General features: G+C 71.0%; 26 protein-coding genes and 1 tRNA gene. 19 read left to right on the forward strand and 8 right to left on the reverse strand.

Annotated features, from left to right (window positions below; translation table 11 throughout):
• The first annotated feature begins 4 nt into the window (after positions 1-4).
• Both VIL67_RS16620 and VIL67_RS16625 read left to right on the forward strand, forming a co-directional pair.
• Positions 5-469, forward strand: a complete 465-nt coding sequence (locus VIL67_RS16620) for a hypothetical protein (protein ID WP_332050026.1) — start codon at positions 5-7, stop codon at positions 467-469.
• 199 nt (positions 470-668) lie between these two features.
• Positions 669-2,795 (forward strand): sodium-translocating pyrophosphatase, encoded by a 2,127-nt coding sequence (locus VIL67_RS16625; protein ID WP_332050027.1) that lies wholly within the window; start codon positions 669-671, stop codon positions 2,793-2,795.
• Positions 2,796-2,920: 125 nt separating this feature from the next.
• Here the strand turns inward: VIL67_RS16625 and VIL67_RS16630 are convergent, their stop codons facing one another.
• Positions 2,921-3,406: an outer membrane protein assembly factor BamE gene (locus tag VIL67_RS16630; protein ID WP_332050028.1), complete on the reverse strand. Its 486-nt coding sequence runs from the start codon at positions 3,404-3,406 to the stop codon at positions 2,921-2,923.
• Positions 3,407-3,512: 106 nt separating this feature from the next.
• On the opposite strand from VIL67_RS16630, the gene VIL67_RS16635 reads away from it, so the two are divergent.
• The 6 genes from VIL67_RS16635 (at position 3,513) to VIL67_RS16660 (ending at position 7,509) form a co-directional block, all read left to right on the forward strand.
• Positions 3,513-4,040 carry a ubiquinol-cytochrome C chaperone family protein gene (locus VIL67_RS16635; RefSeq protein WP_332050029.1) on the forward strand — a complete coding sequence of 176 codons (528 nt, stop codon included), beginning with the start codon at positions 3,513-3,515 and terminating at the stop codon, positions 4,038-4,040.
• Positions 4,037-4,558, forward strand: a complete 522-nt coding sequence (locus VIL67_RS16640; protein ID WP_332050030.1) for a YceD family protein — start codon at positions 4,037-4,039, stop codon at positions 4,556-4,558. The genes VIL67_RS16635 and VIL67_RS16640 overlap by 4 nt, the downstream gene beginning before the upstream one ends.
• Positions 4,559-4,639: 81 nt before the next feature.
• A complete protein-coding gene (gene plsX / locus VIL67_RS16645; RefSeq protein ID WP_332050031.1) occupies positions 4,640-5,716 on the forward strand; it encodes a phosphate acyltransferase PlsX in 1,077 nt (358 codons plus the stop codon).
• Entirely contained in the window at positions 5,697-6,677 is a 981-nt protein-coding gene (locus VIL67_RS16650) for a beta-ketoacyl-ACP synthase III (RefSeq protein ID WP_332050032.1), read from the forward strand. The genes plsX and VIL67_RS16650 overlap by 20 nt, the downstream gene beginning before the upstream one ends.
• Positions 6,678-6,779: 102 nt before the next feature.
• On the forward strand, positions 6,780-7,082 hold the full coding sequence (locus VIL67_RS16655) for an integration host factor subunit alpha (protein ID WP_332050033.1): 303 nt from the start codon (positions 6,780-6,782) through the stop codon (positions 7,080-7,082).
• A gap of 16 nt (positions 7,083-7,098) precedes the next feature.
• Positions 7,099-7,509 carry a MerR family transcriptional regulator gene (locus tag VIL67_RS16660; protein WP_332050034.1) on the forward strand — a complete coding sequence of 137 codons (411 nt, stop codon included), beginning with the start codon at positions 7,099-7,101 and terminating at the stop codon, positions 7,507-7,509.
• Positions 7,510-7,538: 29 nt separating this feature from the next.
• Here VIL67_RS16660 and VIL67_RS16665 read toward each other — a convergent pair.
• A tRNA-Pro gene (locus tag VIL67_RS16665) sits at positions 7,539-7,615 on the reverse strand.
• A 69-nt stretch (positions 7,616-7,684) separates the two neighbouring features.
• Positions 7,685-7,888, reverse strand: a complete 204-nt coding sequence (locus tag VIL67_RS16670) for a DUF2842 domain-containing protein (protein ID WP_332050035.1) — start codon at positions 7,886-7,888, stop codon at positions 7,685-7,687.
• 98 nt (positions 7,889-7,986) lie between these two features.
• Here VIL67_RS16670 and VIL67_RS16675 point away from each other — a divergent pair, with 98 nt between their 5' ends.
• The 4 genes from VIL67_RS16675 (at position 7,987) to argC (ending at position 11,211) form a co-directional block, all read left to right on the forward strand.
• Entirely contained in the window at positions 7,987-9,018 is a 1,032-nt protein-coding gene (locus VIL67_RS16675) for a COX15/CtaA family protein (RefSeq protein ID WP_332050036.1), read from the forward strand.
• 169 nt (positions 9,019-9,187) lie between these two features.
• Complete coding sequence (rplM, locus tag VIL67_RS16680; RefSeq protein WP_332050208.1) at positions 9,188-9,661, forward strand: 50S ribosomal protein L13; 474 nt, start codon at positions 9,188-9,190, stop codon at positions 9,659-9,661.
• Complete coding sequence (gene rpsI / locus VIL67_RS16685) at positions 9,661-10,152, forward strand: 30S ribosomal protein S9 (RefSeq protein WP_332050037.1); 492 nt, start codon at positions 9,661-9,663, stop codon at positions 10,150-10,152. Before rplM ends, rpsI begins: the two co-directional genes overlap by 1 nt.
• An 81-nt stretch (positions 10,153-10,233) precedes the next feature.
• A complete protein-coding gene (argC, locus tag VIL67_RS16690) occupies positions 10,234-11,211 on the forward strand; it encodes an N-acetyl-gamma-glutamyl-phosphate reductase (RefSeq protein ID WP_332050038.1) in 978 nt (325 codons plus the stop codon).
• Between the two features lie 180 nt (positions 11,212-11,391).
• On the opposite strand, the gene VIL67_RS16695 is transcribed toward argC, so the two are convergent.
• A complete protein-coding gene (locus VIL67_RS16695) occupies positions 11,392-13,599 on the reverse strand; it encodes a S9 family peptidase (RefSeq protein ID WP_332050039.1) in 2,208 nt (735 codons plus the stop codon).
• A 96-nt stretch (positions 13,600-13,695) separates the two neighbouring features.
• Here VIL67_RS16695 and msrB point away from each other — a divergent pair, with 96 nt between their 5' ends.
• Entirely contained in the window at positions 13,696-14,184 is a 489-nt protein-coding gene (gene msrB, locus VIL67_RS16700; protein ID WP_332050040.1) for a peptide-methionine (R)-S-oxide reductase MsrB, read from the forward strand.
• Here msrB and VIL67_RS16705 read toward each other — a convergent pair.
• The 3 genes from VIL67_RS16705 to VIL67_RS16715 are packed head-to-tail and all read right to left on the reverse strand — an operon-like array spanning position 14,181 to position 15,873.
• Positions 14,181-14,972, reverse strand: a complete 792-nt coding sequence (locus tag VIL67_RS16705) for a GIN domain-containing protein (RefSeq protein ID WP_332050041.1) — start codon at positions 14,970-14,972, stop codon at positions 14,181-14,183. The genes msrB and VIL67_RS16705 overlap by 4 nt on opposite strands.
• A complete protein-coding gene (locus VIL67_RS16710; RefSeq protein WP_332050042.1) occupies positions 14,969-15,550 on the reverse strand; it encodes a DUF1700 domain-containing protein in 582 nt (193 codons plus the stop codon). Before VIL67_RS16710 ends, VIL67_RS16705 begins: the two co-directional genes overlap by 4 nt.
• A complete protein-coding gene (locus VIL67_RS16715) occupies positions 15,547-15,873 on the reverse strand; it encodes a PadR family transcriptional regulator (protein ID WP_332050043.1) in 327 nt (108 codons plus the stop codon). Before VIL67_RS16715 ends, VIL67_RS16710 begins: the two co-directional genes overlap by 4 nt.
• 100 nt (positions 15,874-15,973) lie before the next feature.
• Between VIL67_RS16715 and VIL67_RS16720 the strand changes: the two genes are divergently transcribed.
• Positions 15,974-16,717 carry a hypothetical protein gene (locus VIL67_RS16720; RefSeq protein ID WP_332050044.1) on the forward strand — a complete coding sequence of 248 codons (744 nt, stop codon included), beginning with the start codon at positions 15,974-15,976 and terminating at the stop codon, positions 16,715-16,717.
• A 332-nt stretch (positions 16,718-17,049) separates the two neighbouring features.
• On the opposite strand, the gene phaC is transcribed toward VIL67_RS16720, so the two are convergent.
• Positions 17,050-19,065, reverse strand: a complete 2,016-nt coding sequence (gene phaC / locus VIL67_RS16725) for a class I poly(R)-hydroxyalkanoic acid synthase (protein WP_414696217.1) — start codon at positions 19,063-19,065, stop codon at positions 17,050-17,052.
• Between the two features lie 78 nt (positions 19,066-19,143).
• Between phaC and VIL67_RS16730 the strand changes: the two genes are divergently transcribed.
• From VIL67_RS16730 to recJ, 5 genes are all read left to right on the forward strand, one after another.
• Entirely contained in the window at positions 19,144-19,602 is a 459-nt protein-coding gene (locus tag VIL67_RS16730; protein ID WP_332050045.1) for a hypothetical protein, read from the forward strand.
• 122 nt (positions 19,603-19,724) lie between these two features.
• Positions 19,725-20,945: an LL-diaminopimelate aminotransferase gene (locus tag VIL67_RS16735; protein WP_332050046.1), complete on the forward strand. Its 1,221-nt coding sequence runs from the start codon at positions 19,725-19,727 to the stop codon at positions 20,943-20,945.
• A 103-nt stretch (positions 20,946-21,048) separates the two neighbouring features.
• Positions 21,049-22,338, forward strand: a complete 1,290-nt coding sequence (locus VIL67_RS16740; RefSeq protein ID WP_332050210.1) for a homoserine dehydrogenase — start codon at positions 21,049-21,051, stop codon at positions 22,336-22,338.
• 44 nt (positions 22,339-22,382) lie between these two features.
• On the forward strand, positions 22,383-23,336 hold the full coding sequence (gene glpX, locus VIL67_RS16745) for a class II fructose-bisphosphatase (protein WP_332050047.1): 954 nt from the start codon (positions 22,383-22,385) through the stop codon (positions 23,334-23,336).
• Positions 23,337-23,435: 99 nt separating this feature from the next.
• A complete protein-coding gene (recJ, locus tag VIL67_RS16750) occupies positions 23,436-25,235 on the forward strand; it encodes a single-stranded-DNA-specific exonuclease RecJ (protein ID WP_332050048.1) in 1,800 nt (599 codons plus the stop codon).
• Positions 25,236-25,248: the final 13 nt, after the last annotated feature.

A 25,248-nucleotide genomic window follows, 5' to 3' on the forward strand; every position in this document is an offset into this window, starting at 1 on the left:
ACGCATGCTGCGCCACGCCGTCACCGCCGCCCTCGTCCTGATCGCCGCCGGGCCGGCCGTCGCCTCCGGCGGCGGGGAGAAGCCCAAGGAGGCGAAGGTCGAGGTGGGCCAGTACGTCGACCTCGCCCCGGTGGGCCTGCCCATCGTCGCGGACGGTCGCCTGGTGAACTACGTCTTCGTCTACGTGCGCATCAACCTGACGGGGAGCGCCAACACCTCGCAGTGGCGGGCCCGCGAGCCGTACTTCCGCGACGCCCTGGTGCGGGCGGGCCACCGCACGCCGTTCACGCTGAAGGACGACTACCAGAAGATCGACACGGTCCGGCTCAGCGCTTCGCTGAAGCAGGACGCGGCGCGGATCGCCGGTCCAGGCGTGGTGCAGTCGGTGGTGGTCACCTCGCAGGCGCCGCGCGGCCGGGCGTCGGCGCCCAGGCCCGCGGCGCCGCGCCAGAACGCGCCCACCGTCTGACGGGCGTTCGCCGAGCGCTGCTCGCGCCCGTTGCGCCGCCCGGCTTTCCTTGGCACTGTCCCGCCGTCTGTTCAGGGGCGCCGCTTAGAAGACGCGCCCCGTTCGAGGGGAAACACAGGGGTAGGGAGAGCCCGGCGGGCCCCAACGGTCACGCCGGCAAGGTCCCCCTCCGCGCAACACGCAAAGGGGTGCGCTACACATGAGTACGCTTACGCTGGTGATCATCGCCGGCCTGCTCGCTGTCCTCTACGCAGCGGTGCAGACCAGCGCGCTGCTGAAGGCTTCGGCCGGCTCGGCGCGCATGCAGGAGATCGCCGCCGCCATCCAGGAAGGGGCGCAGGCCTACCTGAAGCGGCAATACACCACGATCGCCATCGTCGGCATCGTCATCCTCATCATCGTGGCCCTGCTGATCGGGCCGCTGGCGGCCGTCGGCTTCGCCATCGGCGCGATCCTGTCGGGGCTCGCGGGCTTCGCCGGAATGCTGATCTCGGTGCGGGCCAACGTGCGCACCGCCCAGGCCGCGTCGGAGAGCCTCGACAAGGGCCTCTCCCTGGCGTTCCGCTCGGGCGCGGTCACCGGCATGCTGGTCGCGGGTCTCGCCCTGCTGGGCGTCGCCGGCTACTTCGCCTTCCTCACGGGCGTGCTCGACCTCGATCCCACCAGCCGCGACGTGGTCGACAGCCTCGTCGCCCTCGGCTTCGGCGCCTCCCTGATCTCGATCTTCGCGCGCCTCGGCGGCGGGATCTTCACCAAGGGCGCGGACGTCGGCGGCGACATGGTGGGCAAGGTGGAGGCCGGCATCCCCGAGGATGACCCGCGCAACGCCGCCACCATCGCCGACAACGTGGGCGACAACGTGGGCGACTGCGCCGGCATGGCCGCCGACCTGTTCGAGACCTATGCGGTGACCACGGTCGCCACCATGGTCCTGGCGGCGATCTTCTTCCGCGGCACGGACGTGGTCGGCAACATGATGCTGCTGCCGCTGGCCATCTGCGCCGCCTGCATCGTGACCTCGATCATCGGCACCTTCTTCGTGCGGCTGGGCAAGAGCCGCAACATCATGGGCGCGCTCTACCAGGGCTTGGTCGTCACCGGCCTGACCTCGCTGGTCGCCCTGTGGTTCGTCATCAACGGCCTGACGCCCGACAGCGTCGCCCGGGCCGACGGCGAGACCTTCGGGGCCATGGAGCTGTTCTGGTGCAGCGTGGTCGGCCTGGCCGTCACCGCGGCCATCGTCGTGATCACCGAATACTACACCGGCACCGGCTTCCGGCCGGTGAAGTCGGTGGCCAAGGCCTCGGTCTCCGGCCACGGCACCAACGTCATCCAGGGCCTCGCCATGAGCCTGGAGTCCACCGCCCTGCCGGCGCTGGTGATCATCATCGGCATCATCGTGACCTATGGCCTCGCCGGCCTGTTCGGCATCGCCATCGCCACGACCGCCATGCTGTCGCTGGCCGGCTTCATCGTCGCCCTCGACGCCTTCGGCCCGGTGACCGACAACGCCGGGGGCATCGCCGAGATGGCGGGCCTGCCGCCCGAGGTCCGCGTCTCCACCGACGCCCTCGACGCGGTCGGCAACACCACCAAGGCGGTGACCAAGGGCTATGCGATCGGCTCGGCGGGCCTCGGCGCGCTGGTGCTGTTCGCCGCCTACACCGAGGACCTGCGGTACTTCTCGGCCAACGCCGAGCCCGGCTCGTTCTTCGAGGGCCTGGGCGACGTGCTGTTCGACCTCTCCAACCCGTACGTGGTGGTCGGTCTGCTGTTCGGCGGCCTGCTGCCCTTCCTGTTCGGCGGCATGTCCATGACCGCGGTCGGCCGGGCGGCGGAATCGGTGGTCGCCGAGGTGCGCCGCCAGTTCCGGGAGAACCCGGGCATCATGACCGGCGAGGTGAAGCCGGAGTACGGCCGTGCGGTGGACATCCTCACCCGCTCGGCGATCCGCGAGATGATCGTGCCATCGCTGCTGCCGGTGGTCTCGCCGATCCTGCTGTTCTTCGTGATCAACGCCATCGCCGGCAAGGCTGACGCCTTCGCCTCGCTGGGCGCCATGCTGATGGGCGTCATCGTGACCGGCCTCTTCGTGGCCATCTCGATGACCTCCGGCGGCGGCGCCTGGGACAACGCCAAGAAGCTGATCGAGGAAGGTCACTTCGGCGGTAAGGGGTCCGACGCCCACAAGGCGGCGGTCACCGGCGACACCGTCGGCGACCCCTACAAGGACACGGCGGGCCCCGCCGTGAACCCGATGATCAAGATCACCAACATCGTGGCCCTGCTGCTGCTCGCAGTGCTCGCCCACGGGGTGATCGGCTAGACCGCGCCGCCCCCGCGCGCCGGCGCGCGGGGGCGGTGGCAGCCTGAAACGGCGAACGCCCCGGAGAGCGATCTCCGGGGCGTTCTCTTTGGTCCTGAGGGCCGTGAGGCGGGGTCGCGCGGGCGCTAGCGGCGGTCGCCCGGGCGAGTGCCGGGGACGCCCTCGTCGTCGCGGGGCAGCATGCCGCCGCGGCCGACCGAGCCGAGCAGCTGCTCCAGCACCGTCATCTCGCGGCCGCGGGTCGGGGTTTCGCGGTTGTTGTAGGCGATCACCTTGCCGTCCTTGAGCGTGTAGAGGTTCACGCTCTCGACCACCTCGGTGTCCTTGTTGAAGGTGATGGCCGTCACGTTGCGGGCGGTCACCTGCGGCTTGCGGAACGCCACGCGCTGCTTGATCTGGTTCATGTAGAACCAGACGTTCGGGTCGAAGGTCGAGGTGGTGGACGGCGAGCCCAGCTTGGCGCGGACCGTGGACTTGGTGTCCGTGCCGATCGCCACGTCCTTCGGATCCGATTCGATGGCCTGGAAGCCCGAGTAGGTCGTGATGGGCGCGCAGGCGGCCGTGGTCAGGAGACCCAGGGCGACGGCGGCGAAGGCGGCGCGGCGAAACATGTGCGGTGTGGACCCAATCCTGGTTCGAGGCTTTGACCTATCCGTCGCCGCCCCTTAGTTCAACGGCTGCTTTAGCCGCGCCCCTGGGGCGAAATCGAGGCCGCGCATGCTCCAGCGCCTGTTCCGACCAAGACCCGCCCGCGACAAGGGCCGGGCGCTCTACGCCAGCGCGGTGGCGCAGTCGCGCGCGCCCGCCCTCTACGGCGAGTACGGCGTCCCCGACACCGTCGAGGGCCGGTTCGAGGCCTACAGCCTCCACGTGATCCTGCTGCTCGACCGGCTGCAGGGGGAGGGGCCGGTGGCGGCCGAAACCTCCCAGGCGGTGTTCGACACCTTCGTGAAGTCGCTGGACGACGCCCTGCGCGAGATGGGCGTGGGCGACCTGTCGGTGGGCAAGAAGATGCGCCGGCTGGGCGAGGCCTTCTTCGGCCGGGTGAAGAACTATCAGGCGGCCTTTGCGAGCCTGCCCGACCACGGCGACCTGGAGGCGGTGATCGCCCGCACCGTCTACGCCGACGGCGACGCCGCGCACGCCCCGGCGCTGGCGCGCTACGCCGTGCGCCAGCGCGAGGCGCTGGCCGCCCAACCCATCGAGCGCCTGCTGGCCGCCGACGTCGCCTGGAGCGCCCCATGAGCGCCGACTGGACCAAGCCCGTGCGCCTGCACGAGGTCGCCCGCGGCCCGGTGACCCTGGAGTTCCGGCCCGACGAGGCGCAGCGCGCCAAGGTCGCCCAGGACCTCCGCCTGGAGAGCCTGCCTGCGCTGACCGCCCGGGTCACCGTCAAGCCCTGGCTGGACGGGGCCGAGGTGACCGGCCGCTTCGAGGCCACGGTGGAGCAGATCTGCTCGATCACCCTGGAGCCCTTCGAACAACCGCTGTCGGGCGACATCCACGTGCGGGTCGTGCCCGCCGGCAGCCCGCACGCGGCCGCCGACGAAGGCGGCGAGGTGGAGCTCGACCCCGACGCCGAGGATCCGCCGGACGTCCTGCCGGGGGACGCCATCGACGCGGCCGGCTATGTGGTGGAGCACTTGGCGCTGGAGGTGGATCCCTTCCCGCGCAAGCCGGGCGCCGAGTTCGAGTACACGCCGCCGACTCAGGAGGAATCCCCCTTCGCGGTGTTGAAGAAGCTGAAAGAGACCAAGGACTAATCCGGTGTCCGGTTTGCAACGGAGACACGCCGGGCGGTATCGTTCGCAGCGATTCCGCGCGGCCCAGGGACCAGGCGCCATTTGACCCAAACACTGGTGATTTCGATCGACGCCATGGGCGGAGACCACGGGCCGCCCGTGGTGGTGCCCGGCGTCGCCAGGGCCGCCCAGGCGCTGCCGCCGAACGTGCGCTTCCTGCTGCACGGGGACGAGCCGGCGGTGCGCGCTGAACTCGCCCGGTGCAAGGGCCTCGCCGAGCGGGTCGAGGTGCGCCACACCGACAAGGTCGTGGCCATGGACGAGAAGCCGGCCCAGGCGCTCCGCCGGGCCAAGGGCACGTCCATGTGGAACGCCGTTGAAGCGGTGCGCGAGGGCGAGGCGATCGCCGCCGTCTCCTGCGGCAACACCGGCGCGCTCATGGCCATCTCCAAGCTGATCCTGCGCATGCGCGCCGACCTCGACCGGCCGGCGCTGGTGGCCGGGATCCCGACGCCGCGGGGCGTCACGACCTTTCTGGACGTGGGCGCCAACGTCGACTGCGACGCCGAGCGGCTGGTGGAGTTCGCGATCATGGGCGAGGCCTACCACCGCGCCGTGCACAAGGCGGCCAAGCCGACGGTGGGCGTTCTCAACGTCGGCTCCGAGGACATGAAGGGCCACGAGGAGGTTCGCGAGGCGCACCGCGTGCTGCGCGAGGGCGGCCTGGACCTGGCCTACAAGGGGTTCGTGGAAGGCGACGACATCACCAAGGGCGTCGTGGACGTCGTGGTCACCGACGGCTTCACCGGCAACGTGGCCTTGAAGGCCATGGAGGGCGTCGCCCGCTTCGTGAACGGCGAGCTCAAGGGCGCGCTCACCGGCTCGCCCCTGGCCAGCGCCGGCGCCTTGCTCGCCCAGGGCTCCCTGCGCAAGTTCCGCGACCGCATGAGCCCGCCTGGCGCCGCGCCGCTGCTGGGTCTGAACGGCATCGTGCTGAAGTGCCACGGCGGCGCGGCCGCCAAGGACGTGGCCGAGGCGCTCCGTGTCGCACGCGATCTGGCCCAAAGCGACTTCGCGGCCGAGATCGAACGGAATATGACGAGGCTGCCCGCCGCGCTCGCAGAGACGAGCCCTGGGCCCGCCGCCGATGGAGCTGTGAGTGCCCAAGGTCCTGCGTAGCGTCGTCACCGCCGTCGGCGGCTACCTGCCCGAGCAGGTGGTCACCAACGACGAGCTGGCCAAGATTGTCGACACCTCCGACGAGTGGATCCGCGAGCGGACCGGCATCGAACAGCGGCACAAGGTGCGAGACGACCAGCCGGTGTCCGACCTCGCCGTGGCCGCCGCCCGCCAGGCGCTGGAGCGCGCCGGCCGCACGCCCGAGGACGTCGACCTGATCGTCGTGGCCACCACCACGCCCGACCTGACCTTCCCGGCCACCGCCGCCATCGTGCAGCGCAAGCTCGGCTGTCCCGTGGGCATCGCCTTCGACGTCCAGGCCGTGTGCTCGGGCTTCGTCTATGCGCTGTCGGTGGCGGACGGCTTCGTCGCCCGCGGCCGCTCGAAGTGCGCCCTGGTGATCGGGGCCGACGCCATGACCCGGCTGATGGACTGGACCGACCGCGGCACCTGCGTGCTGTTCGGCGACGGGGCCGGGGCGGTCGTGGTGGAGCCGGTGGAAGGCGAGGGGACCCCCGACGACCGCGGGCTGATCGGCTTCGCCCTGCGCTGCGACGGGACCAAGCAGGACCTGCTCTACGTGGACGGCGGCGCTTCCACCGACGGTCGCATCGGCCACCTGCGGATGCAGGGCAACCAGGTTTTCCGCCACGCCGTGGTGAACATCTCCGAGGCCATCAACGCGGCCGCCGCCGACGCCGGCGTCGAGGTTTCGAGCGTCGACTGGTTCATCCCGCACCAGGCAAACCTGCGGATCCTGCAGGGTGTCGCCCATCGGTGCGGCATCGACGAGGACAAGGTGGTCACCACGGTGATGCGCCACGCCAACACCTCGGCGGCGTCGATCCCCCTGGCCATGAACGCCGCCGTCGAGGACGGCCGCATACAACCTGGGCACCTCCTGCTGCTCGAAGCCATGGGCGGCGGGCTGACCTGGGGCGCCTGCGTGGTGAGGCTCTAGGGCGGCCCTTAACCGCGTCACATAATCTGGCCCTTGAAGTCGTTGACCTACCAAGACTATCAAAAGGCCATGAACAGCATCGCTGCAGGAAACGGGGTTCGAATGAAGGGCGCGACGGTGACCCGGGCCGACCTGTGCGAGGCGGTCCACGAGGAGGTGGGCCTCACACGCCAAGATTGCAGCGAGATGGTCGAACGGGTGCTCGAGCTGATGTGCCAGGCCCTCGAGCAGGGCGAGCAGGTCAAGCTGTCGGGCTTCGGCGTCTTCCAGGTCCGCGCCAAGCGCGCGCGGATGGGGCGCAATCCAAAGACGGGCGAGCCGGCCGCCATTGAGCCCCGCCGCGTCATCGGCTTCCGCGCGTCGCAGGTGATGAAGGCCCGCGTCGACCGCGCGCTGTCGCAGTGAGAACGGCTTAGGCCCCATGGCCAAGAGCCCGGAAGCCTTTCGGACGATCTCCGAGGCGGCCGAGGAGCTGAACGTGCCGCAGCACGTGCTGCGGTTCTGGGAGACCAAGTTCTCCTTCATCCGCCCAATGAAGCGGGCCGGCGGGCGCCGGTTCTACCGGCCGCAGGACATCGCCGTTCTGAAGGGCGTGCGCCGCCTGCTGCACGACGAGGGCTACACCATCAAGGGCGTCCAGCGCCTGCACCGGGAGCACGGCCTGAAGCGGCTGATGGCGGCGGGCGAGGGGGAGGGCGTCGACACGCCCTTGGCCGAGGATGCCGAGGCTCCGGTTGCGGACCTGGCTCCGGAGACGCGCGCGGGCCTGCTCAGCACGCTGGACGAGCTGGAAGCCCTAAAGGCCCGGCTCGATGGCCTGCTGAAGGGCTGACCTGAAGAGGAAAACTCGCCGCCGGCCGATGGTCGGAGCGACAGGATTCGAACCTGCGACCCCTTGACCCCCAGTCAAGTGCGCTACCAGGCTGCGCTACGCTCCGCAGGCCGGTCGGCGAGGCGGGCCTTATAGGCAGGGCCGGGGCGGGGCGGCAATCCCCAAAGCGTCGCGCCTAGCGGCCGGCGTTCATCCAGCGGAACAGGGGCAGGACCGGCACGCCCCAGAGCACGCCGGCGAGCACGTAATAGACCAGCTGGGCCGCCCAGTGGCGCGGGATGTGGTCGCCGATCGTCGCGACCAGCGCGATGTAGCCCATCATGAACGCGAGCAGGGCGAACAGGCCGACGAGCTTCCGGGCGCGGGCGGTTTCGAGCATGGCGGGGGTCATAACCGGCCGCGGCCGTGGACGGAACCCGAGTTTCCGGCTAGGGGGCGCGCCAAAGTTCAGCCTGAAAGCGGCGCAATTTCCGCTCCATGACCTCGTTCCTGCGTTCCGACCGGTCCCAAGCCGTCGCCATCTGGCTCTTCGCCGTGGCCGCCCTCGTGTTGGCCATGGTGGTGGTGGGCGGGGCGACGCGGCTGACCGACTCCGGCCTGTCGATCACCGAGTGGCGGCCGGTCACCGGGGCGATCCCGCCGCTGTCCGACGCCGACTGGGCGCGCGAGTTCGCCGAGTACCGCGAGATCCCGCAGTACCAGCAGGTCAACCGCGGCATGAGCCTCGGCGAGTTCAAGGAGATCTACTGGTGGGAGTGGTCCCACCGGCTGCTGGGCCGCATCGTGGGCCTGGCCTTCTTCGTGCCGTTCATGGTCTTCGCCCTGCGCCGCCAGATCCCCAGCCGGCTCTACATCCGCCTGGCGCTGCTGTTCGTCCTTGGGGGCCTGCAGGGCGCGATCGGCTGGTGGATGGTGGCCAGCGGCCTCTCCGAACGGGTGTCGGTGGCCCCGGAACGGCTGATGGTCCACCTGGGCCTGGCCTTCGCCCTGCTGGGCGCGCTCGTCTGGACGGCGCTGGACGCCTGGGCGGGCTGGGCGCGCCAGACCCTGCCCAGCCCCTGGGGCCGCCGCGCCCTCGTCCTCACCGGCCTGATCTTCGTGCAGATCCTGCTGGGCGCCCTGGTGGCCGGCAACGACGCCGGCCTGGTCTACAACGACTTCCCGCTGTTCGCGGGCAAGCTCTGGCCCGAGGACTACCTGGCGGGCGGCGTCTGGGCGACGCTGGCGCACAGCCAGGGCGCGGTGCAGGCCCATCACCGGGTGTTCGCCTATGTGGTGGCGATCGTCGCCCTGCTGGTCGGCTGGAGCGCCTGGCGGTCGCGCTACCTGGCTCAGGACACCAAGCTGCTGGCGGTGACGACAGCCGGCGCGGTCTGGGCCCAGGTGGCGCTCGGGGTGGCGACCCTGATGGCGCGGGTGCCGATCTCCCTGGGCATCGCCCACCAGCTGCTGGCGGCGATCACCCTCTGCGTTTCGGTGGCGTTCGCCTGGCGGGTTCGTCGCATTTAGCGCGGTATGATGATACCGCTGCGGCTAGTGCGCGGATTTCACTAATGTTTTTGCCGGGGCGGGATTTTTCACTCTGTTGACAACGCCGGCCGCCTCCCGCATATGCCCCGCCTCACGTCGGGGCGCGTAACGGTCCCGCGCACTTAGACTTACGGATCGCACCCTCATGCTGAAGAGCACCACGGCTTCGCTGAAGCCGGCCGAGGTCGAGAAGAAGTGGATCGTGATCGACGCCCAGGACGCCGTGGTCGGCCGCCTGGCTTCGTTCATCGCCATGCGTCTTCGCGGCAAGCATCGGCCCGACTACACCCCGCACGTCGACTGCGGCGACTACGTCGTCGTGATCAACGCCGACAAAGTCCGGTTCACCGGCAAGAAGCTGACCGACAAGGTCTTCTACTGGCACACCGGCCACCCGGGCGGCGTGAAGCAGCGCACCGCCGGCCAGATCCTCGGCGGCAAGTACCCCGAGCGCGTGCTGGAGAAGGCCGTCGAGCGCATGCTGCCGAAGGAAAGCCCGCTGGCCCGCAAGCAGCTGACGCACCTGCGCATCTACAACAGCGGCGAGCATCCGCATGAGGCGCAGAACCCCGAGACCATCGCGTTCGCCGACCTGAACGCCAAGAACGTGCGGAGCGCGTAATGAGCGAAGCCAACACGACCGAAGCCACCGGCTTCGACGCCCTGAAGGGCCTCGGCACCCAGGCCGGCGAAGACGCCGTCGTCCGCGAGCCGAAGATCGACGCCCAGGGGCGCTCCTATGCGACCGGCAAGCGGAAGAACGCCATCGCCCGCGTCTGGATCAAGCCGGGCAAGGGCCAGATCACCATCAACGGCCGCGACCAGGCGATCTACTTCGCCCGTCCCGTGCTGCGCATGATGATCGCCCAGCCGTTCGAGCTGTCGGACCGCGCCGGCCAGTTCGACGTGATCTGCACCGTGGAAGGCTCGGGCCTCTCCGGCCAGGCCGGCGCCGTGCGTCACGCCATCTCCAAGGCCCTGACCTACTACGAGCCGGGCCTGCGCGCCGTGCTGAAGCCGCACGGCCTGCTGACCCGCGACCCGCGCGTCGTCGAGCGGAAGAAGTACGGCAAGGCCAAGGCCCGCCGCAGCTTCCAGTTCTCGAAGCGCTAAGTCTCGCGCGGAGTTCGCACGAGTTTGGAGGGCGCTTCGGGAGACCGGAGCGCCCTTTCTCTTTGTCCGGGAGTCCACGCCATGGCCCACACGGTCTTCATCGACGGCGAAGCCGGCACCACCGGCCTGCAGATCCGCCAGCGGCTGGAGAGCCGCCGGGACCTCGAGATCGTCTCCATCGATCCGGCCCGCCGAAAGGACCCGGACGCCCGCCGCGAGCTGCTGAACGGCGTCGACGCCGTAGTGCTCTGCCTGCCCGACGAGGCGGCGGTCGAGGCGGTGGACATGATCACGTCGAACCGGGTGCGGGTGGTGGACGCCTCGACGGCGCACCGGACGGCGCGGAGCTGGGCCTACGGCTTCCCGGAGATGGACCGTGGCCAGCGCGACCAGATCCGCCGGTCGCTGCGGGTCTCCAACCCCGGCTGCTATCCCACCGGCTTCATCGGCCTGGTGCGGCCGCTGGTGGAGGCGGGCCTCATCCCCCCCGACTTCCCGCTGACGGTCAACGCCATCTCCGGCTATTCCGGAGGCGGCAAGGGGCTGATCGCCGAGTTCGAGGCTGAGGCGCCGGCCGGCACGAACGACGCCTTCCGCACCTACGGCCTCACGCTGGCCCACAAGCACCTGCCCGAGATGCAGCTGCACGGGGGGCTCACCCACCCGCCGCTGTTCGCGCCCGCGGTCGGCCGCTACGCCCAGGGCATGCTCGTGGACGTGCCGCTGCAGCTGTGGGCCCTGCCGGGCAGGCCGTCCCCCGCCGACCTGCACGTGGCGCTGGAGGCGGCCTACGCCGGCGAGCGCTTCGTGGAGGTGGCCAGCGGCGCGGAATGCGCCGAGCTGCAGAAGACCCGCGCGGGGGCCGGCGGCTATGTGGCGGCGCTGGACCCGGAGGCCCTGAACGGCACCAACCGCATGCGGCTCTATGTGTTCGGCTCCGCCGACGCCCGTCAGGCCCGGCTGGCCGCCCAGCTGGACAACCTCGGCAAGGGGGCGTCCGGCGCCGCGGTGCAGAACCTCAACCTGATGCTGGGCCTAGACGAGGGCGCCGGGCTCTAAATCTCCTCTCCCCCGGAGCGAAGCCCGAGGGGAGAGGGTAGGGTGAGGGGCGGCTGGGACCCCTCCCCAGCACCCGATGCCACCCCGAGGGCCCTCGCCCACCGATCCGGTGCGAGCCTGCTTCACGAGCCGGCCCTCACCCCGCCCTCTCCCCCCGCTCCGCGGCGGGAGAGGAAGGACCTATTTCAGCTTGCGGTCGAAGAAGGCCAGGGTCGTCCGCAGCCGGTGCAGCCGGTTGGCGGGCGTCCAGCCGCCGCGGTGGCGCAGGCCGGGGTAGACCATGGTCTCGAACGGCTTGCCCTGCGCCTGGAGGGCGTAGAGCACGCGCGTGGTGTGGTCGAAGGTGACGTTGTCGTCGGCCATGCCGTGGAGGATCAGCAGCGAGTCCGGCTTCAGCCGCCCGAGCCTCGGCAGCACCTGCGAGGCCGCGTAGCCGGCGGCGTTGTCCGCCGGCGTGCCCATGTACCGCTCGGTGTAGTGGGTGTCGTAGAGCGTCCAGTCGGTGACCGGCGCGCCCGAGACCCCCGCCTTGAACGGGCTGTCCGGCGCGGTCAGCAGCAGAAGCGTCATGTAGCCGCCGTAGGACCAGCCGGTGACGCCGATCCGCGCGGCGTCCACGAAGGGCAGGGTCTGCAGGTAGCGGGCTCCGGCCAGCTGGTCCTCGACCTCCACCTGGCCCAGGCGCCGGTCGATGGCGGTCTTGAAGGGCACGGAGCGGTTCGGCGTGCCGCGATTGTCCAGCCGGAAGAGGACGTAGCCGGCCTCCAGGTAGAGCAGGTCCTCGGGGTCGCTCCAGGTCTTCTGCGTCCGCGCCGAGCCCGGGCCGCCATAGACCTGCACGATCACCGGGTATTTCCGCGCCGGGTCGAAGCCGGGCGGAACGCGCATCCACCAGACCAGGTCCTGGCCGTCGGCGGCCTTGATGGTCCCGTACTGCGTCGGCGCGAAGCGGCCGGCGTAGGGTGCGAACGGATGGCCGGCGCCCAGCCGGTTCTCCTCTATCCAGCGCACGAAGCGGCCGTCGGCGGTGTAGAGGCCCGTGCGCGGCGGGGTCACCGGATCGGCGTAGGTCCCCACGAAGGCCCCCGACTTGCCGACGCTGGCCGTCCACCAGCCGCCGGCCGGGGTCAGCGCCTGCGGCTCGCCGGGCCTGCGGTAGCTCACCCGCCAGATCCGCCGCTCGTTGGGCCGGTCGCGGTTGGCGGCGAAGACCACCATGCCGGACGCCTCGTCCACCGCCTCGATCCGGTCCACCGGCCAGGCGCCGCGGGTCACCTGGCGAACCAGCTTGCCGCCACGGTCGTAGAGGTAGAGGTGCCGGAAGCCCGACCGCTCCGAGCTCCACAGGAAGCCGCCGTCCTTCAGCGGCCTGAAGTCGTCGGTCAGGTCCACCCAGTGCGGGCTGGTCTCGGTGAGCAGCACCCGTGCGGCGCCGGTCGCCGGATCCACCGCCAGCAGGTCGAGGCGCCGCTGGTCGCGGGTCTGGCGCTGGACATAGAGCGTGCGCCCGTCCTTCGCCCAGGCCACGCGGGCCAGGTAGATGTCAGTGTCCGGTCCCAGGTCGACCCTGGTCCGCCGGCCGCTCACCACGTCCTGCACGTAAAGGTCCACCCGGGCGTTCGGCCGCCCGACGCGCGGATAGCGCTGGGCCACGACGCTGGCCCCCGTGGCGCCCACCTCCGGCCGGTCGACCACGTCGACGCCGCTCTGGTCCACGAAGGCGATCGCCACCCGCGCATCGTCGGGGCTCCACCAGTAGCCGGTGGAGCGGTCCATCTCCTCCTGGGCGATGAACTCGGCGGTGGCCCAGCTCTTCAGCTCCGTGCCGCCCTCCGTCAGCGCCCGCTCAGGCCCGCCATCCGTCGGCGTCATATAGAGGTTGTCGTCGCGGACGTAGGAGACGAAGCGGCCCTTGGGCGAGACCTTGGCGTCGATCTCGTCGCCCGACGTGCGGGTCAGCTGCCGCGCCTGCCCGGAGCCCAGCTCGTAGAGCCACAGGTCGCCCTCCACGGGCGCCAGGATGAACCGGCCCTGTTCGTCCCAGTCGTATTCGATCACCCCGCGGGTCTTCACGCCGGCGCGCTCGCGCCGCGCCTTCTCGGCCTCGGAGAGCTCGCGCCCGTCCGGCGCGAGCTTGCGCCCGTCCAGCAGCATCCGCGGCGCGCCGCCAGCCACGTCCGCGGCCCACAGGTCGGTGACCGTCAGGTCGTCGGCCCGGTCCTTCAGGTAGGTCACCGTCCGCCCGTCCGGCGAGAACTTCACGCCCCGGGCGCGGGGGCCGGAGAGGTCGGGGCTGGCGAACACCCGCTCAGGCGTCAGCGGCTGGGTCTGGGCGAGGGCAGGGGCGGCGGAGAGCGTGGCGGCCAGGGCCGCGGCGAGGAGCTTCATGGCTTCCTTGAACAGCCAAGGCCCGCGCTTGGCAACGCCCCGGCGGCGGGCGGCGGCGCTTGCATCGCGCCGGCGCAGGGCCACCTAATCGCGATCATGGATACGCTCGACCGCCGCCGCTTCCTGCTGATCTCCGCCGGGGCCTGCGCCGCGCCCGCCGCGCCGGCGCTCGCCGCCGCCGACCCCTACGCCGCCTCGCCGTTCCGCAAAATCAGCGACGCGGAGTGGCGCAAGCGCCTCGCCCCGGACGCCTACCGGGTCCTCCGTCACGAGGCGACGGAGCGGCCCGGCTCCAGCCCGCTCAACAGGGAGAAGCGTCGAGGGACCTTCCACTGCGCCGGCTGCGGCCTGGCGATCTTCAAGTCCGACTGGAAGTTCGAGAGCGGCACCGGCTGGCCGAGCTTCTTCCGGGTGATCCCCGGCGCCATCGGCACCAAGGTGGACAACACGCTCGGCATGCGCCGGACCGAGTACCACTGCGCCCAGTGCCTGGGCCACCACGGCCACCTGTTCCCCGATGGGCCGAGGCCCACCGGCCTTCGCTACTGCAACAACGGCCTGTCCCTGACCTTCAAGGCCGCCTAGGTCGGGGTGATCACCGAGGCCGGGCGGGCGTCGGCGCCCGTGTCGGCCGCGCCGCCTTCCTGGCGGATCGTGCCGGCGCCCGAGATGTCGGTGTCGAGCCTCGGCGGGCGGGTGGTGAGGGTGATCTCGCCGGCGCCCGAGATGTCCAGGTCCGCCGCCTCCGTGGGGGCGATGCGCGCCTCGCCCTTGCCGGAGATCTCCACCCGGGCCTCGCGCGTCTTCAGCGCCGCCAGGTCGGCCTCGCCGGCCCCGGAGATGTCGAGCGCCAGCTGCCCCGTCTCCCCGTTCGCCTGCACCTCCGACCTGCCGGTGAGCTCCAGCGTCAGCCGGTCCTGTCGGTAGCCGTTGATCACCAGCCGGTCGGCGCCGTTCAGCTCGAAGCGGGTGACGTTGGGCGCGCTCATGACGATCTGCAGCCGCCCCCGGCTGTGGCTGCGGCCGTGGCGGAAGCCGATCCGGCCGTCCTCCAGCTCCACGCGGGACACCGCCCGCGCCGGGCCGGTGATGACCAGCCGCGCCGGGCCATCGCCCTGGGTGTAGGTCACCTCGGCCGGCACATCGATCTCCAGGCTTTCGCCGCCGGTCCAGGCGAGCTCGCGCGTCGCCTCTTCGCCGGACCATTGGTCGTTGGAGGCGCCGTGGTGCTCGTCCCAGTCCCAGTCCCAGTTCCAGTCGCTCCAGGCCCCGCGGGCCAGCGCCTCGGGCCCGCCGATCGCCACGGCCGTGGACAGGGTCACCACCGAGAGCAGGAAGCCGGCTCCGGCGATCATCAGAAGGGGGCGGATCATTGCGCGACTCCCTGGCTTTGCGGTTCGAGCGCCGGCTTCAGCAGGCGGTAGTGCAGCCGCCCGTACCAGACCAGCGCGTTGACGAGGCCGATGACGACGATGGTCAGCAGGGCGCCGACCGAGGCCGCGCCGGACATCATGCCGATGCCGGCCAGCAGGGCCGCCGCCGTGCCGCCGGGCGGATCCGTGAACGGCCCCGCGGCGAACACCACGCCTCCGGTGAAGAAGACGGCGAGCACCGCCACCCCGATGCCGAAGATGGCGCCGAACAGGCCCATCAGGATGGGCAGCAGGATGATGATGTCGATGGCGCCGAGCCCCAGCACCGCGAACACCGCGGCGCCGGCGGAAGAGGCGTTGCGCTCCTGCTCCCAGCGCCTCAGGCCGTGTTCGGCGCGCAGCTCGCGGGCCAGCCGCGACGGATCGCCGAGCGCGTCGGCCACCTCGGCCTCGCTGCGGCCGGCGGCGGCGCCGTCGGCGAAGTGGGTCTCGTAGTCGGCGACGATGTCGGTGATCGTGTGGGCCGGAAGGCCCGCCAGTCCCTCACGTAGCCGCGCCAGGAACGCCTGACGGGTCATTGCGCCTCTCCCAGGATGTCGTCGACGGCCCCGGCGAACGACCGCCAGGACGCCTTTTGCGACGTGAAACTCCGCTTTCCGGCGTCGGTCAGCCGGTAGTATTTGCGCGGCGGGCCGGCGGTGCTCTCGACCAGGTAGGTCTCCACCAGGCCGTCGGTCTGCAGGCGCCGCATCAGCGGATAGATGGTGCCTTCGCCCATGCCGATGGCGTCGGCCAGGCGGCTGGCGATCTCGTAGGCGTAGCTGTCGTGCTGCGACAGCAGGGCCAGGACGCAGAGCTCGAGAGCTCCCTTCTTCAGCTGGATCTCGATGGCTTCGGGCACGAGCGCCTCCTTGCCCTTTAGTTATGGCAAGGTAGTGCGCGCTGCAAGGTAGTGTGCATTACAAGTTAGTAAGCTCCAGCGGAGCGGCTAAGCTCGCGCCATGAAGGCCTGGTTCGCGCTGCTCGCCCTGCTGCTGGTCTCCGCCTGCGCCCGTGCGCCGCTGGAGCCGCGGGCGGATCGCGCCGCCCGCGACTTCTATGCCGCGGTGGAGGCCGGAGACTGGGCCCGGGTGGAGGCCGCGCTGGCGCCGGAGCTGGCGCGCACCGCCCAGGGCCGGGCGGGCTTCCAGCGGCTGCGCGCCGCCCTGCCGCGCGGCGGCGCTCGGGAGGCGCGAGCGGTGGGCTGGAGCCGGGCAGGCGAGGGCGGCCTGCAGGCGGTCCACCTCTACCGCTTCGCCCACAGCGACGTGGTGGTCCGCACCACGCTCCGGCCCCACGGCGGAAACCTGCGGGTGGCCAGCTTCGTGGCTCAGCGCCAGCCCCTGGGCCAGGTGGAGGCCAACCGGTTCACCTTCGCCGGCAAGACGCCCCGGCACTACAGCTTCCTCGCCACGGCCCTCCTCAGCCCGCTGATCATGGTCGCGGTGGCCGCCATGGCCGCCATGGCCCGTGGGCTGCGCTTCAAGCTCGCCTGGATGGCGCTCGCCCTGGTGGGCGTCGGCGAGGCCTGGTTCAACTGGACCACCGGGGAGGGCGGCTTCAGCTTCGCGGCCCTCAGCCTGGTCAACGTCGGCTTCGGCCGCGACACAGACATCTCCCCCTGGCTGATCCGCTTCTCCCTGCCCGCAGGCGCCCTGCTCGTGCTGGCCAGGCTGGCCACGCTGAAGGAACGCCGGCTGGCCTAGCCCCTCTCCCGCCTGCGGGAGAGGGTAGGGTGAGGGCGGTGGAGGAGTCTGGTCCAGCGCTCCAGTTGGACCCGTGCGCACAGATCCAACGGCGGCGCACGCCGACCTCCAGCGCCGCCCTCACCCCAACCCTCTCCCGCTGTGCGGGAGAGGGAGCTGGCACGGACCATTCTCCTCTCCCGCTTGCGGGAGAGGGTAGGGTGAGGGCGGTGGAGGAGTCTGGTCCAGCGCTCCGGTTGGACCCGCGCGCACGGATCCAACGGCGGCGCGCGCCCGCCGCCAGCGCCGCCCTCACCCCAACCCTCTCCCGTTCGCGGGAGAGGGAGGTCCACCTAGCTCTTCACCTTCACATAGGTCCCCGGCGCATCGCCGAGCGCCGGCAGCGGACCTGCGGCCGGATCGCGGGCGGCGACCATCTCGCCCGAGCGCGCCTTCAGCCACGCCGCCCAGTGCGGCCACCAGCTGCCGGGCGTCTCCTTAGCCTGGGCCTGCCATTCCTCCAGCGACGGCGGCAGCTCGTCGGCGGTCCAGTGCTGGTACTTCTTGGCCACCGGGGCGTTGATCACGCCGGCGATGTGGCCGGACCCGGCCATGGTGAAGGTGACCGGCCCGCCGAACAGCTTGGCGCTGCGATAGACCGACCGCGCAGGCGCGATGTGGTCCTCCTTCGACGACTGCATGTAGATCGGGATGGTCACCGCCCCGAGGTCCAGCTTCGTCCCGTCCAGCACCAGCTCGCCCTTGGAGAGCGCGTTGTCGCCGTAGAACCGGCGCAGGTAGAACATGTGCAGGGTCTTGGGCATCCGCGTCTGGTCGGAGTTCCAGAACAGCAGGTCGAACGGCTTCGGCTCGCGGCCCAGCAGGTAGTTGTTCACGAAGAACGACCAGATCAGGTCGTTGGCCCGCAGCATGTTGAAGGTGTCGGCCATGGCCTGGCCCGACAGCACGCCGCCGCCCTCGTCCATCTTCTGCTCGAGGGTCTTCAGCCAGTTCTCGTTGGTGAACAGCAGGAGGTCCCCCGCCTCGGCGAAGTCCAGCTGGGCGGCGAAGAAGGTGGCGGAATTGATCGGCCGCACGCCCTTGGCCGCCATGTGGGCGAGGCTGGAGCCCAGCAGGGTGCCGCCGATGCAGTAGCCCACGGTGTTCACATGCGGGACGCCGCACTGCTCCATGGCCGCCGCCGTGCCGGCGTAGATGCCATCGCGCATGTAGTCGTCGAAGGTCTTGCCCGCGAGGCTCTGGTCGGGGTTCACCCAGGAGGCGACGAACACCGTGATCCCCTGGTCCGCCAGCCAGCGGATCATGGAGTTCTCGGGCCGCAGGTCCAGGATGTAGAACTTGTTGATCCACGGCGGGAAGATCACCAGCGGGATCTCGTGCACCTGCTCGGTGGTGGGCGCGTACTGGATCAGCTCGATGAGCTCGTTGCGGAACACCACCTTGCCGGGGGCGGTGGCGACGTTCTCGCCGATCCTGAACAGCTCGTAGTCGGTCTGGGCGATGGCCAGCTGGCCGCCGCCGCGCTCAAGGTCGGCGGCGAAGTTCTCGATGCCCCGCACCAGGCTTTCGCCGCCGGAGGCCAGCAGCTCGCGGATCGCCGTCGGGTTGGAGGTCAGGAAGTTGGAGGGCGAGAAGGCGTCCGTCAGCATCTTCATGAAGAATTCGGCGCGCCGCTTCTCCATGGGATCGACCCCGTCCACCTGGGCGACCAGGCTGTTCAGCCAGTCCGAGGTGATCAGGTACGACTGCTTGATGGCGTCGAACGCGGGGTTTTCGCTCCACTCGGGGTCGGCGAAGCGCTTGTCCCCCTTCGGCGGGGCGGCCACGGGCTCGGCCTTGCCGTCGTGCAGCCGGCGCGCGGTGGCCTGCCACAGGTCCATGTAGCGGGTGAAGAGGTCGGCCTGGGCCCGCATCAGCTTGTCCGGCTGGGCGGCCAGGCGCCCCATCACCTCGGTCAGGGCGGGCCCCACATGGAAGGGATCAGCGGTGAGGGCGGGCGGCCGCTCGGCGTTGCGCAGCGCCATCTCGGCGATGACGCCCTGAGCCGCCACGGCGGCGCGGGCCAGGTTCGAGGACAGCTTCTCCAGCTGGCCCCGCTGGTCGGCGCTCAGGGCGGCGATGTCGAAGCCAGGGGCTGCGCCGGACGCTGGCGGCGGCGCTGCCGGCGCCACGGTGGCGCCCGCCGGCCGGGTCTCCGACCGCGGCGCGTCCATGGCGCGAATCTCCGCCGAGGCGTCTTCCGGCAGGGGCGGCTTTTCGAAGCTCGCCGGCTCGGGCGGGACCGCCCCGTCGCCCGCACCGCCCTTGCCGCCGTTCAGCGCCTTGGGATCGACCGTCTGCTCGCTCATCTGACGTTTCCTTCCCGCGGCGAAGGCGCTCACCGCCCTTCCACCGCCAAACATCATCGCATAAGAACCATAGCGGAGATGACACCGCTCGCCCGCCATTATGTGAACGCCGTTCGAAGCTCTACGGCTGCGCGCCTGATGGCGTGCGCCGGCGCCGCGGGGCTGCTCACCGCCTGTGCGGGCGACGTTTTTTCCGACACGACCGTGGACCCGAGCTCGCCTGTCGCCGCGGAAGTCAGCCGGGTTTCGAAGCTGGGCGACGACTATCCCAGCTTCCGCGAGATCCCGGCCGCCCCCAAGGATCTGCGGCCCAAGCGCCTCTATGGCGAGGCTGCGGCGGAGGTGAAGCAGGCCCAGGCCGCGCTCGACCGCGACACGGCGCCGGGAACCTGGACCCTGCAGAGCACCGACAGCTTTGCCGCCGGCGCGCGCCGCGCCGCCGGTTCCGACGACGCCCCGGCAGCCGCCCGCGGCAGCGAAGCTTTTGCGGAAGAGCTCCGTCAGCGAGCTACACCGCCCCCGCCGCCTAAGAAATAGGGGCCTGCGGGGGCAAAATCTTCCAAACCATGGCTTGGCGGACTCCGGCCCGGAGTCTATCCATGCCCGACCTCAGCTCCCGGAACGCCGCACATGGGCAGCCTGCGGCCAAGAGCTTCGCAATGACCCCCGAGTTTCACCGTATCCGTCGCCTTCCTCCGTATGTTCTCGAGGAGGTGAACCGCATCAAGGCCCGCCTGCGCGCGCAGGGGACCGACATCATCGACTTCGGCATGGGCAATCCCGACATGCCGACCCCCAAGCACATCGTCGAAAAGCTGATCGAGACGGCCCGCGACCCGAAGGCCGGCCGCTACTCGGCCTCCAAGGGCATCCCGGGCCTGCGCAAGGCCATGGCCGGCTACTACGGCCGCCGCTTTGGGGTGAAGCTGAACCCCGACACCGAGGTGATCGCCACCCTGGGCTCCAAGGAAGGCTTCGCCAACCTCGCCCAGGCGCTCACCGCCCCGGGCGACGTGATCGTCTGCCCGAACCCGGCCTATCCGATCCACGCCTACGGCTTCATCATGGCCGGCGGGGTGATCCGCCACGTGCCGGCGCACTCGCCCGAGGAGTACCTGGCTGGCGTCAGCCGCGCGGTGAAGCACTCTGCGCCGCCGCCCACCGTGCTGATCCTGTCCTACCCCTCGAACCCGACCGCCCAGTGCGTCGACCTCGAGTTCTACAAGGACGCCGTCGCGCTGGCGAAGAAGCACGAGATGCTGGTCATCTCGGACATCGCCTATTCCGAGATCTACTTCGACGACAATCCGCCGCCGTCCGTCCTGCAGGTGGAGGGCGCCAAGGAGATCGCCGTCGAGGTCAATTCGCTGTCCAAGACCTACGCCATGGCCGGCTGGCGCGTGGGCATGGTGGTGGGCAACGAGCGGATCTGCGCGGCCCTGGCGCGGGTGAAGTCCTACCTCGACTACGGGGCCTACACCCCGATCCAGGTGGCCGCCGCCACCGCCCTGAACGGGCCGCAGGACTGCGTCGACGAGATCCGCGGCATCTACAAGGCCCGGCGCGACTGCTTGGTGGAGAGCATGCGCCGGGCGGGCTGGGACATTCCCGCGCCGCCGGCCTCGATGTTCGCCTGGGCCCCCGTGCCCGAGAAGTTCCGCGAGGCGGGCTCGCTGCTGTTCTCCAAGCTGCTGGTGGAGGAGGCGGGCGTCGCCGTCGCCCCCGGCACCGGCTTCGGCGAGTACGGCGAGGGCTGGGTCCGCGTCGGCCTCGTGGAGAACGAGCAGCGCATCCGCCAGGCGGCGCGCAACGTGAAGAAGTTCCTGGCCAACGCCGACGACATCCTGGCGCGGGCCCACAACACCCTGGCGGCGCAATGACCCTGCTTGGCCGAGGCCTCTCATCGCGGGCCGTGACCGAACCGACGAGCCGGAGGACCTTTCCTTCGAAGCGCCGCAGGAGCGAAGAAGGATGAGCGAACCCATGGACCGGAAGCCCTGGGGCGTCGGCGTCGCCGGGCTGGGCACCGTCGGCGCGGGGCTGCTGACCTTCCTGAACCAGAACCCCGAGTTCGCCCCGGCCGGCGGCCTCTGCTACGTCAGCGGCGTCTCGGCCCGGTCGCGCTCGCGCCCGCGGCCCGTCGACATCTCGGACGTGCCCTGGTTCGACGATCCGGTGGAGCTGGCCAAGGCCGACGCCACCGACATCTTCGTCGAGCTGATCGGCGGCTCCGACGGCCCGGCCAAGGCCGCGGTCGAGGCGGCCCTGCGCGCGGGCAAGCCGGTGGTCACCGCCAACAAGGCGCTGATCGCCGAGCACGGCGCCGAGCTTGCGGCGCTGGCCGAGGAGATGGACGTCCCGCTGCTGTTCGAGGCGGCGGTGATGGGCGGCGTGCCGGCGGTGAAGCTGGTCCGCGAGGCCCTGGTCGGCAGCGAGATCCACTCGATCAGCGGCATCCTCAACGGCACCTGCAACTACATCCTGACCGAGATGGAGGCCACCGGCCGCTCCTTCGAGGAGGTGCTCGCCGAGGCCCAGCGCCTGGGCTACGCCGAGGCCGATCCCACCATGGACGTGGGCGGCTTCGACGCGGCCCACAAGATCACCATCCTGGCGGCGCTCGCCTTCGGCTGCGCGCCGAACTTCGCCGCCGCCGAGATCGAGGGCATCGACCAGGTGGCCCTGCTCGACATCCGTATGGCCAAGGACCTCGGCTACCGGATCAAGCTGGTGGCCTCGGCCGAGCGCTCGATCCACGGCGCGCTCGTCAGGGTCCACCCGACGCTGGCGCCGCTCGACCACCCGCTGGCGCGCGCCGGCGGGGCGCTCAATGCGCTGTTCATCGAAGGCGAGCAGACCGGCCGCATCTTCCTGCAGGGTCCCGGCGCGGGGGCCGCCCCCACCGCCGCGGCCGTGGCGGCCGACATCGCCGACGTGATCGCCGGCGCGCGCCGGCCGGTGTTCCAGGCCGAGGCGCAGACGCTCGCGCCCTTCGACCCCGTGGATCCCTCCAAGATGATGGGCCGCGCCTACCTACGCTTCCTGGTGAAGGACGAGCCGGGGGTGATCGCCGCCGTGTCCGAGACCCTGGCCGAGGCGGGCGTCTCCATCGAGAGCTTCCTGCAGAAGCCGGTGGAGGACGCCGGCGGCGTGCCGATCGTGCTCACCACCCACGCGGTGGCCGAATCGGTGCTCACGGCGGCCGTGGAGCGCATCGCCGAGCTTCCCGCCGTGCTGGAACGGCCCAGGCTGTTGCGCATCGCGCGCATCTGACATCGCGTGCTAAACGGCTCCCAAGGGTTGGAGACGTAACCAGAATGGCTTCCCAGGTTCTGGACCGCGGGCTGGTGCTCGACGCGGTCCGCGTCACCGAGGCCGCCGCCATCGCCGCCTGGCGGCTGGCGGGCCGCGGCGACGAGATGGCCGCCGACCAGGCGGCCGTCGACGCCATGCGCACGGCGCTCAACGAGATCGACATCGACGGCGAGATCGTCATCGGGGAGGGCGAGCGCGACGAGGCGCCCATGCTCTACATCGGCGAGAAGGTGGGGCGCGGCGGCAAGCTGAAGATCGACATCGCCCTCGACCCGCTGGAGGGCACCACGCTCACCGCCAAGGCCATGCCCAATGCGCTGGCGGTCATGGCCTGGGCGCCCAAGGGGACCCTGCTGCACGCCCCCGACACCTACATGGACAAGATCGCCTGCGGGCCGGGCTATCCGGCAGGCGTGATCGACCTCGACCGCACTCCGGCCGAGAACGTCCAGGCCCTGGCCGAGTCCAAGGGCGTCACCCCCGACCAGGTCACCGTCTGCGTCCTCGACCGGCCGCGCCATGCCGACATCATCGGCTCCCTGCGCGAGATCGGCGCCCGGGTGCACCTGATCGGCGACGGCGACATCGCGGGCGTCATCAACACCGCCGATCCCGCCACGGGGATCGATCTCTACCTCGGCTCGGGCGGAGCGCCGGAGGGCGTGCTGGCCTGCGCGGCGCTGAAGTGCGTCGGCGGCCAGTTCCAGGGCCGGCTGCTGTTCCGCAGTCCCGACGAGCGGGCCCGCGCCCAGCGCCTGGGCCTCACCGACTTCGACAAGAAGTACGACCTGCACGAGATGGTCCAGGCCGACGCCATCTTCGCCGCCACCGGCGTCACCAGCGGCGCCCTGCTGGAGGGCGTGCGGCTCGAGCGCGGCTTCGTGCACACCCACACCCTGGTGATGAACTCCGCCACCCACACCGTGCGCGAAGTGCGGATGAAGCGCCCCGTCTGATCGCCTGCGACCGCTTCTGACGCCGGCTGCGGCTACCCGTCGGCTGGCGACTCACGCCAGGCCGGCCGATAGTGGCCGGTCAGCGGACAGGAGTAGGGCTTGGCGGACGGCGCTGGCACCATCGGCTTCCTCGGCGTCACCCGGTCGCTTTCCGGCCGCCGGTGGCGCGAGCGCGCGGCCGACGCCGAGACCGTCCGCCGCCACCAGCTGAGCCTCGGCCTCGCCGAGCCCCTGGCTCGCGCCCTGGCCGCCCGGGGCGTGCGGGACGGGGAGGGCGAGGTGTTCCTCAACCCCACCCTGAAGGCGCTCTTCCCGGACCCCTCGTCCTTCGCCGACATGGACCGCGCCGCCGAGGTGCTGGTGGACGCGCTCGAGCGCCGGCGGCCGATGGTGGTGTTCGCCGACTACGACGTGGACGGCGCCTCCTCCGCCGCCCAGCTGGTCCGCTGGTTCCGCGCCATGGGCCACGAGCTGCCGATCTACGTCCCCGACCGCATCACCGAGGGCTATGGCCCGTCGCCCGCCGCCTTCCGCCGCCTGAAGGCCGAGGGCGCGGAGCTGGTGATCACCGTCGACTGCGGGGCCGCCGCCCACGACGCCCTGCAGTGCGCCGCCGAGATCGGCCTCGACGTGGTCGTGGTCGACCACCACCTGATGCGCGGCGACGAGATCCCCAAGGTGGCCGCCCTGGTGAACCCCAACCGGCCCGACTGCGGCTCGGGGCAGGGGCACCTGGCCGCCGCGGGTGTCACCTTCGTGCTCCTCGCCGCCCTCAACCGCGAGGCCCGCCGTCGCGGTCTGTTCGGCGACCGCGCCGAGCCCGACCTGCGCCAGTGGCTGGACCTGGCCTGCATGGGCGCCATCTGCGACGTGACCCAGCTCACCGGCTTCAACCGCGCCATCGCGGCCCAGGGGCTGAAGGTCATGAGCGCCTGGCGCAATCCCGGCCTCAAGGCGCTCATGGACCTCGCCAAGGGGCAGGGCCCGGCCACCGCCTTCCACGTGGGCTTCCTGCTGGGGCCCCGGATCAACGCCGGCGGCCGCATCGGCCGTTCGGACCTGGGCGCCCAGCTGTTGTCTTCCGACGGCGCCAACTTGGTCCGCGAACTGGCCGAGGAACTGGATGGGCTGAACGCCTCCCGCAAGGAGGTGGAGCGCGAGGTCGTCGAGGCGGCCGTGGCCTTGATCGAGCGCGGCATGAACGTCGAGGACGAGGCCTGCCTGCTGGTCGCCGCCGACGGCTGGCACCCCGGCGTCATCGGCATCGCCGCCGGCCGCCTGCGCGAACGCTTCCGCAAGCCTGTGGTGGTGGTCGGCATCGACCGTGCGGCGAACGTCGGCAAGGGCTCGGGCCGCTCGCAGCCGGGGGTCAACCTCGGCCGCGCGGTTCAGGCCGCCTTCGACGAGGGCCTGCTGTTGGCGGGCGGCGGCCACGCCATGGCCGCGGGCCTGTCCGTTCGCCCCGACACCATCCCCGAGCTGCGGGCCTTCCTGAACGCCCGCCTGGCCGCCGAATCGGCGGCCGCCGCGGCCGACGACTGCCTGGACGTGGACGCCCTGGTGGCCACCGCCGGCTGCGGCCGTTCGCTCTGGCAGGACTTCCAACGCCTGGCGCCCTTCGGGCCGGGCAACCCGGAGCCGGTGTTCGCCTGCGCCAATGTTCGGGTGGAGCGGCCGATGGCGCTTCGCGGCGGACACGTGCGCTGCACCCTCACTGATTCGTCGGGCGGGAAGCTGAAGGCCGTCTCCTGGCGCTGCGAGGACACCGAGGCCGGTCGCCGCCTGCTCGCGGAAGGCGGCGCGATCCACGTGGTGGGCCGTCTGAAGCCGGACGATTGGCAGGGCCGCCAGGGCGTCGAATTCGAGATCGAGGATATCGCCGACCCGAGACGCACATGATGTTGCGGGAGGG

It is taken from the genome of Phenylobacterium sp., from assembly GCF_036563385.1.
In the GTDB taxonomy this organism is placed as follows: domain Bacteria; phylum Pseudomonadota; class Alphaproteobacteria; order Caulobacterales; family Caulobacteraceae; genus Phenylobacterium.

What these genes read in the sequence shown, in the direction of transcription:
- VIL67_RS16620 (WP_332050026.1), top strand. Translation starts at nt 5, where the DNA reads ATGCTGCGCCACGCCGTCACCGCCGCCCTCGTCCTGATCGCCGCCGGG.
- VIL67_RS16625 (WP_332050027.1), top strand. Translation starts at nt 669, where the DNA reads ATGAGTACGCTTACGCTGGTGATCATCGCCGGCCTGCTCGCTGTCCTC.
- VIL67_RS16630 (WP_332050028.1), bottom strand. Translation starts at nt 3,406, where the DNA reads ATGTTTCGCCGCGCCGCCTTCGCCGCCGTCGCCCTGGGTCTCCTGACC.
- VIL67_RS16635 (WP_332050029.1), top strand. Translation starts at nt 3,513, where the DNA reads ATGCTCCAGCGCCTGTTCCGACCAAGACCCGCCCGCGACAAGGGCCGG.
- VIL67_RS16640 (WP_332050030.1), top strand. Translation starts at nt 4,037, where the DNA reads ATGAGCGCCGACTGGACCAAGCCCGTGCGCCTGCACGAGGTCGCCCGC.
- VIL67_RS16655 (WP_332050033.1), top strand. Translation starts at nt 6,780, where the DNA reads ATGAAGGGCGCGACGGTGACCCGGGCCGACCTGTGCGAGGCGGTCCAC.
- VIL67_RS16660 (WP_332050034.1), top strand. Translation starts at nt 7,099, where the DNA reads ATGGCCAAGAGCCCGGAAGCCTTTCGGACGATCTCCGAGGCGGCCGAG.
- VIL67_RS16670 (WP_332050035.1), bottom strand. Translation starts at nt 7,888, where the DNA reads ATGCTCGAAACCGCCCGCGCCCGGAAGCTCGTCGGCCTGTTCGCCCTG.
- VIL67_RS16675 (WP_332050036.1), top strand. Translation starts at nt 7,987, where the DNA reads ATGACCTCGTTCCTGCGTTCCGACCGGTCCCAAGCCGTCGCCATCTGG.
- rpsI (WP_332050037.1), top strand. Translation starts at nt 9,661, where the DNA reads ATGAGCGAAGCCAACACGACCGAAGCCACCGGCTTCGACGCCCTGAAG.
- argC (WP_332050038.1), top strand. Translation starts at nt 10,234, where the DNA reads ATGGCCCACACGGTCTTCATCGACGGCGAAGCCGGCACCACCGGCCTG.
- VIL67_RS16695 (WP_332050039.1), bottom strand. Translation starts at nt 13,599, where the DNA reads ATGAAGCTCCTCGCCGCGGCCCTGGCCGCCACGCTCTCCGCCGCCCCT.
- msrB (WP_332050040.1), top strand. Translation starts at nt 13,696, where the DNA reads ATGGATACGCTCGACCGCCGCCGCTTCCTGCTGATCTCCGCCGGGGCC.
- VIL67_RS16705 (WP_332050041.1), bottom strand. Translation starts at nt 14,972, where the DNA reads ATGATCCGCCCCCTTCTGATGATCGCCGGAGCCGGCTTCCTGCTCTCG.
- VIL67_RS16710 (WP_332050042.1), bottom strand. Translation starts at nt 15,550, where the DNA reads ATGACCCGTCAGGCGTTCCTGGCGCGGCTACGTGAGGGACTGGCGGGC.
- VIL67_RS16720 (WP_332050044.1), top strand. Translation starts at nt 15,974, where the DNA reads ATGAAGGCCTGGTTCGCGCTGCTCGCCCTGCTGCTGGTCTCCGCCTGC.
- phaC (WP_414696217.1), bottom strand. Translation starts at nt 19,065, where the DNA reads ATGAGCGAGCAGACGGTCGATCCCAAGGCGCTGAACGGCGGCAAGGGC.
- VIL67_RS16730 (WP_332050045.1), top strand. Translation starts at nt 19,144, where the DNA reads ATGACACCGCTCGCCCGCCATTATGTGAACGCCGTTCGAAGCTCTACG.
- VIL67_RS16735 (WP_332050046.1), top strand. Translation starts at nt 19,725, where the DNA reads ATGACCCCCGAGTTTCACCGTATCCGTCGCCTTCCTCCGTATGTTCTC.
- VIL67_RS16740 (WP_332050210.1), top strand. Translation starts at nt 21,049, where the DNA reads ATGGACCGGAAGCCCTGGGGCGTCGGCGTCGCCGGGCTGGGCACCGTC.
- glpX (WP_332050047.1), top strand. Translation starts at nt 22,383, where the DNA reads ATGGCTTCCCAGGTTCTGGACCGCGGGCTGGTGCTCGACGCGGTCCGC.